Origin of the sequence: Kitasatospora sp. NPDC001527 (assembly GCF_040298605.1) — a bacterium.
Classification (GTDB): domain Bacteria; phylum Actinomycetota; class Actinomycetes; order Streptomycetales; family Streptomycetaceae; genus Kitasatospora.
Map to the genome: position 1 here is coordinate 40899 of NZ_JBEPAM010000056.1, position 6858 is coordinate 47756.

Annotated in this window: 9 protein-coding genes and 3 pseudogenes; 3 read left to right on the plus strand and 9 right to left on the minus strand. The window is 69.5% G+C overall.

Annotated elements, in window-relative coordinates:
• Positions 1 to 310: 310 nt before the first annotated feature.
• Both ABT238_RS33480 and ABT238_RS33485 read right to left on the minus strand, forming a co-directional pair.
• Positions 311 to 901, minus strand: a complete 591-nt coding sequence (locus ABT238_RS33480) for a hypothetical protein (protein WP_350802980.1) — start codon at positions 899 to 901, stop codon at positions 311 to 313.
• Positions 902 to 1074: 173 nt separating this feature from the next.
• A complete protein-coding gene (locus ABT238_RS33485) occupies positions 1075 to 1761 on the minus strand; it encodes a GNAT family N-acetyltransferase (protein ID WP_350802987.1) in 687 nt (228 codons plus the stop codon).
• Between the two features lie 109 nt (positions 1762 to 1870).
• Between ABT238_RS33485 and ABT238_RS33490 the strand changes: the two genes are divergently transcribed.
• Complete coding sequence (locus ABT238_RS33490; protein WP_350802993.1) at positions 1871 to 2152, plus strand: hypothetical protein; 282 nt, start codon at positions 1871 to 1873, stop codon at positions 2150 to 2152.
• On the opposite strand, the gene ABT238_RS33495 is transcribed toward ABT238_RS33490, so the two are convergent.
• Positions 2130 to 2255: a hypothetical protein gene (locus ABT238_RS33495; RefSeq protein WP_350802996.1), complete on the minus strand. Its 126-nt coding sequence runs from the start codon at positions 2253 to 2255 to the stop codon at positions 2130 to 2132. The genes ABT238_RS33490 and ABT238_RS33495 overlap by 23 nt on opposite strands.
• Before the next feature lie 130 nt (positions 2256 to 2385).
• On the opposite strand from ABT238_RS33495, the gene ABT238_RS33500 reads away from it, so the two are divergent.
• Entirely contained in the window at positions 2386 to 2850 is a 465-nt protein-coding gene (locus ABT238_RS33500; protein ID WP_350803000.1) for a hypothetical protein, read from the plus strand.
• 43 nt (positions 2851 to 2893) lie between these two features.
• Here ABT238_RS33500 and ABT238_RS33505 read toward each other — a convergent pair whose 3' ends face one another.
• The 6 genes and pseudogenes from ABT238_RS33505 to ndhC all read right to left on the minus strand — a co-directional run.
• Entirely contained in the window at positions 2894 to 3724 is an 831-nt protein-coding gene (locus ABT238_RS33505) for an IS5 family transposase (protein WP_350803004.1), read from the minus strand.
• A 270-nt stretch (positions 3725 to 3994) separates the two neighbouring features.
• Positions 3995 to 4879 carry a hypothetical protein gene (locus ABT238_RS33510; RefSeq protein ID WP_350803008.1) on the minus strand — a complete coding sequence of 295 codons (885 nt, stop codon included), beginning with the start codon at positions 4877 to 4879 and terminating at the stop codon, positions 3995 to 3997.
• 406 nt (positions 4880 to 5285) lie between these two features.
• Positions 5286 to 5411, minus strand: a complete 126-nt coding sequence (locus ABT238_RS33515) for a hypothetical protein (protein ID WP_350803013.1) — start codon at positions 5409 to 5411, stop codon at positions 5286 to 5288.
• Positions 5412 to 5650: pseudogene (locus ABT238_RS33520) on the minus strand (NADH-quinone oxidoreductase subunit C); the annotation flags it as partial.
• Positions 5651 to 5747: 97 nt separating this feature from the next.
• A pseudogene (locus ABT238_RS33525) lies at positions 5748 to 6180 on the minus strand (NADH-quinone oxidoreductase subunit B); the annotation flags it as partial.
• Positions 6181 to 6213: 33 nt separating this feature from the next.
• Positions 6214 to 6462: pseudogene (gene ndhC, locus ABT238_RS33530) on the minus strand (NADH-quinone oxidoreductase subunit A); the annotation flags it as partial.
• Between the two features lie 54 nt (positions 6463 to 6516).
• Between ndhC and ABT238_RS33535 the strand changes: the two are divergent.
• The gene (locus ABT238_RS33535) at positions 6517 to 6843 is read left to right on the plus strand and encodes a hypothetical protein (RefSeq protein ID WP_350803017.1); all 327 of its coding nucleotides are present in this window, start codon (positions 6517 to 6519) and stop codon (positions 6841 to 6843) included.
• Positions 6844 to 6858 lie beyond the last annotated feature (15 nt).

A 6858-nucleotide genomic window follows, 5' to 3' on the forward strand; every position in this document is an offset into this window, starting at 1 on the left:
ATCAAAGTGCAGCACATGGGACAGAGCCTCGCACATGCCTGGAGAGGGCTTGAAGGCAGGGACACCGCACTTCGGCCTCGCCACTCGGTGAGGACGTTCCGGCCGCTGGTCGGCCGAGGCCCGGCGCTGCCGGACTGCGGTCCGTTCCACCCGGGCAGCGACCTGGCCCCTACGCTGAGCTGCTCACCGACCCGCTGATCGGGGCGCTGCGGCGGATCCTGCACGAGGACGACGGCGAGACTGGCATCATCCGCGACATCTATGAAGCGCTGCTCGCCGACGAGGGAAGGCCGGTACCGCGCGGCTGGGCCTACGACATCCGGACCATCCCGGCACCCTGACCGCCCCGCACCCCGTCCCGGCCTCTGCGCCGCACGCCCCGGCGGCGCTCACCGTTTCCGCCGTGCCGGGCGAGGACGTCGCGGGCCTGGCGGGCGCGGTGGTCGTTCTTGACGGCGCGCCAGTCGCCGGTGATGACGTACCGGCGGCAGGCCAGGAACAGCTCCGGGTCCTCCCCGGCGTCGTCGCTGTAGACCGTCAGGACGGTCAGGGCGCTGCGGCCTGAGAAGTACGCGGGCGCGAGGCGCAGGGCGACTTCTCCCAGCGCCCGGTCGCTGCGCTGCTGCACGGCGACCAAGGTCCGGCCGGTTGTGATGTGGCGCCGCCACTGTTCGCTCTTGTACCCGTCCGGCCCGTCGGCGACAGCGAACTCGGCGACCGGCACATTCGGGCGCTCGCGCAGTTCGGCGACGGCCCCGCCGACCAGGCCGGGCAGCGGCGTGCCGTCGGCCTCGGCCTGGGCGTCGGCCAGGCGCTCGGCGATCAGGTCGGTGAGCTCCGCGATCCGGCCTTTGAGATCGACGACCGCCCGCACCGGCAGGACCAGGCCGGGGTGTCCCACGCGTGGGACACCCCGAGCTCGCCCTTCACGGTGACCTCGATCGCCTCGGCCCCAGCCGCCAGGTCGAGCAGCCGATACGCCGTCGAGCGGCCGATCCCGAACTCGGCGAGCGCGCGACGCCTCGGCGATCTCGGCCGGGTGGCCGGGCACGTCGCTGGATGCGCCGGCGGTGGTCATTGGGGGGTGAACAGGCCCCGGCCGGGGAGGAAGACGGCGTTCGCGGGGACGCGGTACGGACCGACGAGGCCCTCGACGATCGGATCGGCGGTGCCGGGGACCTGGCATAGGCGCACCCGGCCGCTGATCGGCTGCACCGCGATGGCCAGGCCCGGGGAGGGCGGCTGGGTGAGCAGCGGACCCGGGGTGTGGATCGTGAGTTGGCCGACGGTGGTGAAGCCGAGCCGCCGGTAGAAGTCGGCCAGGTCCTCTCCGTGCTCCAGGGACAGCAGCAGGTGGCCGGCGTCGGCGAGCCGCTTGCGCGCCTGCTCCAGCAGGGCCCGGGCGACACCGCGGCGACGGTGGTCGGGGTGGACGGCGATGCCGTGCACGTGGGCGATCGAGCGGGCGAGCAGGCCGCGCCCGCCCTCGTCCGGGATGCCGGGGTGGGTGACGACCCACTCCGGGACGGAGACGTTGAGCACTCCGATGATCCGCCCGTTCTTGCGGGCTGCCAGCAGGAGCGTGATGCCGTGGCTGAGCGGCCCCTGCGGGCCACGGGCGAGCAGGACGCGGACCGCGGCGTACGGCTCGGGGGCGTCCGGATCGGCGAGGGCGAGCAGTTCCATGAACGGCTGCTCGTCCTCGGCGGCGGGCGGCTTGATGCTGAACGGGCGGGGCTGGGGCTTCCTGCGCTTGCTCATCTCTCCCCTGTGGTTCGTGCGGTCGAAGCCAGAAGATGCTGCCCGCCGACCGATACCGTCGACTCTGCACACCGCCGCCACGGCGCCCGCCACCCAGGAGGAAGACCAGGTGACCACCCAGCCCGACCACCAGGCCCCGGCCACCCCGAGGCCGGCCACCCTGCACGAGCTGCGCACCGCGCTCTCCCGCTACGGCCTGCCCGGCGACCGCGAGCAGTACCTGGCCGCCGCCCTCGACGCCTCCCCGATCGGCGACCTCGCCGCCGTCACCGAGGTCATCGCCACCTACCGCCACCGCGAGTGGATGCGCGGTGGGGCGCCCATTCCGGGCACCCCACCGCGCATCAGGGACTGCGACTCGGCGGCGGTTACCTCTCCCTGGTCTTCTTGATCTCCTTGGAGAGGATCTTGGCTCCCTCGATGGTGTTGATCCAGTTCACGACCGCAATGAAGCCGCGGCCGACAGCCAGCAGTCCGGAAACGATGATCTCCATATGTTCTCCTGAGAGCGTGGTGGTGAACCGACCTGTAGCTCGATGACCCGCAGCTTTCGGGTGGCCGTGGTGTCGGGGTGACCGGCTGCGGGCAGCCAGCGGAGGGTTGGTCTGGTCGTGGAGGTGCGGTGTGCCGTCGGTGATCGCGTTGCTGGAGGTCCGGGAAGCGCGGGCCCAGGAGGATCTGGATTCGTGGCTGGAGGTGTTGCGGGAGGCCGAGGTTCAGGCGGAAGCCGCCCGACAGCGGCTGGAGCACGCGCGGATCGCCCGGGCGGAGGTCGCGCTCATGTTCGCCGAAGGAGTGGTTCCGATCCACGAAGGCGACGAGGTGTCACGTGCGGTGGTCGCGCCCCCGGTTCCCGCTCCCGTGGAGCGGCCGGTGCCTGCGCGCCCGGTGCTGCGGGAGGGGTACGATGCCCGGCCGCCGCAATGGCAGGCCGGGCTGGACGCCGCCGCTTTGTGTGGGGCCTATCGGCAGGTCTTCGAGACCACGCTGGCCGCGTCGGGGCCGGTCACGGTGCAGGAGCTGACGCGGGCCCTGGGGCGGGACGCCTCGCGGTTGAACGAGGTGGAGAAGGTGCGTCACCGTGCCTAAGCACTGGAGGCGCGTGGCTGGCTCGTGCGTGAGCGGGGCGTGTTCAGGCCGGCCGCGGGGCCAGCCGCTCGGGGCGGAACTCCGGCCAGTGCAGACGTTCTCTCGCCAGCTTCCGCGTCAGGGTGATCAGGCCCGCCCACCACACCATCTGCACGTGGTGGTCGGGCCGGCGCTCGTGGTCGCGGTTCAGCCGCCGGGCCCGCGAGAGCCACCCCAGCGTGCGTTCAACTGTCCACCTGCGCGCGAGGACCACGAATCCCCTGGTCCCGTCGGGGCGCTTGACGACCTCGACCCTGACGCCGTGGGCGGCGAACGCGTCCGCCAGGGCCGGGCCCTGGTAGGCGGTGTCCGCCCAGACCAGTTTCAGCAGCCTTCCGGGCTCGGCCATGAACGCGTCGATCAGTTCCGGGGCGGCCACCGAGTCGTGCACGTTTGCGGGCGTCACGGTGACCTCCAGCAGCAAGCCGCCGGTGTCGGTCAGGACGTGGCGCTTGCGTCCGTCGCGGAGCTTGTTGCCGTCCATCCCACGCGTGGCCGCGGGGCAGGTCTCCGAACCGTCCACCGACTGCGCGTCCATGACGCCCGCGCTCGGCTCGGCCGCCCGCCCCTCCCGCTGACGCTGCAGGCGACGTAGTCGCTGGTAGAGCTCGCGCACATACCCGTGGCGTGACCAGCGGCGGAAGAAGTCGTAGACCTTGCGCGGGGCCGGCAGGTCGACGGGCATCGCCCGCCACTTCGCGCCGTTGTCGACGAGGTAGCGCACCGCGTCGGCCATCTCACGGTGGCAGTGAGCCTCGGGGCGTCCGCCCCGGCCCTCCAGCCAGGCCGGCACCGGCATCGAAGCCCTGACCTGGGCCCATTCCGCGTCCGTCATGTCGGACGGGTAGTGCGGTGCCCGCCGTCCCGTCGCGATCGCTCCGTACTGGTGAACGTAGCAGTCACACGGCAGAGTGGCCGAAGTGGCACCGAAGGCATCGGCGATGGTGAACTGGGGCGGCAACAGGCCTCCTGGGCCGGAGGGTTGGTCTCGACAACCGCACTCCTACCAAGAGGCCCGTTCTTCTACGCCCACCGAGCGGCCAGCACGAACGTTCGAGATTTTCTCAAAGAAATGATCCTCGGAGCAGTCTGTCGGTGGACACCATCACGCCCCTGGCGGGATGGCGAACGGGTCGTACTCCTCGGGCATGAAGCAGCCGTAGTCCTGGAGTGGCTGCGGATCGTTCAGCACGATGTGCTTGCGCTCGCCCGCAGGTGAGAGTCCGTCTGGGCGGTCCAGAATACGTTGGCCGGGGAGTCCGGTGGACCCTGGTGCGTCGGCTGCGAGTCGACCGAAGCGATCCAGCAGAGCCCACACAGCATCGTAGACATCGCGGATGTCCTCGGCCGCTCTCTCCTCGGTGATTTCAGGGGAGGCTTCGCGGTACGCCGCACGGGCCGTAGCGACAAAACGCTCCGGATCGACGATCACTACGTCCTGGCGCGTCCGAACGCTGATCGTCATACCCGCCGTCGGGACTGTCATCTCATCCACCGGCCCACGGTACTGCGTCGGAAGCGCGACCGACCGGGGCATTCGCAAGCCGACCCCACCGAACACCACCCGGTTCACCACCACGCTCTCAGTCGTTGGAGCAGGCGGGATAGGTTGTGTGACCGGCGGGAGCGGGGGCCATTCGTAGAGCGGGAAGACGAGGACCGCAGCCACGCCGCCGACGAGGAGCATGGTGCTGCTGACGGATAGGTGGCCCACGATGACGCACACGGCGGTCGCCGCGTAGAGAGCCAACATCGTCGACGAGAAGAGCCAGGCGGCAGCAGCCCCGGTCCGCCTCCACCGCCCGCCCATGGTCCAGAAGGCGATCAGTGGAAGGAACGGAGCGACCAGTACGGCCATCTCGTCGGCTGAAAGCTGCGTACGTACAACGAGCGCGAGCAGCAGGCAGATCATCCCGGCCGCCCAGGTGCCGAAGGTGGCCACCTGCACCGCGCAGGTCTCGCGCCGGATCTGAGGTATATCGTCATCCATGGAGGACCTCCTACGGGTCCGAAGAAGAGGGCCGGCCGCCGTGATCTGTCGAGGACCTGCGGCCGGCCCTCTGGCGTCGGCTCGGTGATCGTGATCTGGATCACAAAGCCCGGAGTGAGCGCATCCTACGCCCGTTGTTTTGTGATCTGCGACACGCAGTTCGCCGGGGCCTTTGTGATCTACGCCACCGGATGCGAGACTCAATTCGGCAAGTCGGTAGCACGCGGGAAAAGGTCGTGCACTATCTGTCACGCACAGGGGTGAAATGGCTGTTCAGGGGCCTCTGTCCTAGCCAATGATCCGGCGGTTAAGGCAAATCTCCGGGTGCCCATGTTGACGTGTTATAGAGGCTCACACGCTGCGGGATGGCCGGTTGACCTTTCGTTCACAAGCCCACGAGCGATGATCAGCACCGAGCTGCAGGACCGAGGCGGAATCGGCGGGGCAGTACGTGGTTCATCCGCAGGCCGAACCAGCTGTGGGTCACGAAGGTGATGCGGCTGCGGAACTCCATGTCCTTCTCGATGCTCATTCAACACCGCTGGTCGGGCGCCGGGATCTGCGCGCCCTTGTACTCGACGGGGAGGCCGTCGAGCGGGTATTCCTTGCGCTGCGGGTGGCCCAGCCAATCCGTCCGGCATCAGGTGAGCTTGACCAGGCCGAAGAAGTCGTAGGCCCCCCACGGAGGGGTCGTAGATCGGCGTCGGGTGCGGTGGTCTCCGGCCGGATCAGCCAGCCGTGGGTGATCGAGCACGGGTGGTAGACCAGGTGCGTGCGGACCTTGTCGCAGTGCCGCCCCTGACGCCGACCACCTTGACCATGATCTCGCGGTGCGGCTGCTCGCGGGGGGTCTCGGGTACCTGCTCGTTCATCGCAGCAGCCCCCGCATCTCGCTGACCGGGGTGGCCTGCAGGGCGAGCGCCTCGCCCAGCTCCTCGGCGCGGCGCTTGTTCACGCCGAGCGGCTCGTGCTGGATCTTGTCGTGCAGCTTCAGGATGGCGTCCATCAGCATCTCCGGGCGGGGCGGGCAGCCGGGCAGGTAGTTGTCCACGGGGACGATGTGGTCGACGCCCTGCACGATCGCGTAGTTGTTGAACATCCCGCCGGAGGAGGCGCAGACGCCCATCGAGATGACCCACTTCGGATTGGCCATCTGGTCGTAGACCTGACGCAGCACCGGGGCCATCTTCTGGCTCACCCGGCCCGCCACGATCATCAGATCGGCTGGCGGGGGAGCCGCGGAAGACCTCCATGCCGAACCGGGCCAGGTCGTAGCGGCCGGCCCCGGTGGTCATCATCTGGTACGTCCGGCCCGTTCGGGCTTGTCCGCTCGTTCACAAGGGCGGCGGCCACCCCGCGCTCAGTCCCACCAAACCGCCGCGGCGCCACACGTAGGCGTAGGCGATGACGGTGGCGATGAACAGGAGCATCTCGACCAACCCGAAGATCCTCCGGGCGTCGAAGGTCACCGCCTACGGGTAGAGGAAGACGATCTCGATGTCGAAGACGATGAAGAGCATCGGCGTCAGGTAGTACTTGATCGGGAACCGGCCGCCGCCCACGGGTTGCGGGGTCGGCTGGAGGGAACGGTCGGGCTGGACGCGGCCGCCGCCGTGCTCGGGATGGTCCGCTCGGAGATGGGCTCAACGGCCCGGGGCGCCGGCCGCTCCGGCGCCCAGCACGCGATGGCCGTCAACGAGACGATCGCCGCCTTCGTCCTCGGCGGCAGCGCGCCCGGGGCCGCGGGCGGGGTCGGCACGGTGCGCTCCTGGTCGACCGAGACCGAGTTCCTGCTGCCGGGCGGCAAGCGCAAGGTGCGGCCGGACGGTGTGTGGCAGGCCCCGGAGATCGGGGTACCGGTGCTGATGGTCGAGGTCGACCGCTTGGCTTTGTTCATGGGTTTCGACAGCGGTTGTTCAGTACTTCGGGAGGCACCCGTATGGCGGCGTGTTCGATGTTCATGAGAAGCGACAACACCT

Bases quoted from the DNA above. Each gene is read 5' to 3' on its own strand.
- ABT238_RS33505 (WP_350803004.1), bottom strand. From the start codon at position 3,724: ATGACGGACGCGGAATGGGCCCAGGTCAGGGCTTCGATGCCGGTGCCG.
- ABT238_RS33515 (WP_350803013.1), bottom strand. From the start codon at position 5,411: ATGAGCATCGAGAAGGACATGGAGTTCCGCAGCCGCATCACCTTCGTG.
- ABT238_RS33510 (WP_350803008.1), bottom strand. From the start codon at position 4,879: ATGGATGACGATATACCTCAGATCCGGCGCGAGACCTGCGCGGTGCAG.
- ABT238_RS33535 (WP_350803017.1), top strand. From the start codon at position 6,517: ATGGGCTCAACGGCCCGGGGCGCCGGCCGCTCCGGCGCCCAGCACGCG.
- ABT238_RS33495 (WP_350802996.1), bottom strand. From the start codon at position 2,255: ATGGAGATCATCGTTTCCGGACTGCTGGCTGTCGGCCGCGGCTTCATT.
- ABT238_RS33485 (WP_350802987.1), bottom strand. From the start codon at position 1,761: ATGAGCAAGCGCAGGAAGCCCCAGCCCCGCCCGTTCAGCATCAAGCCG.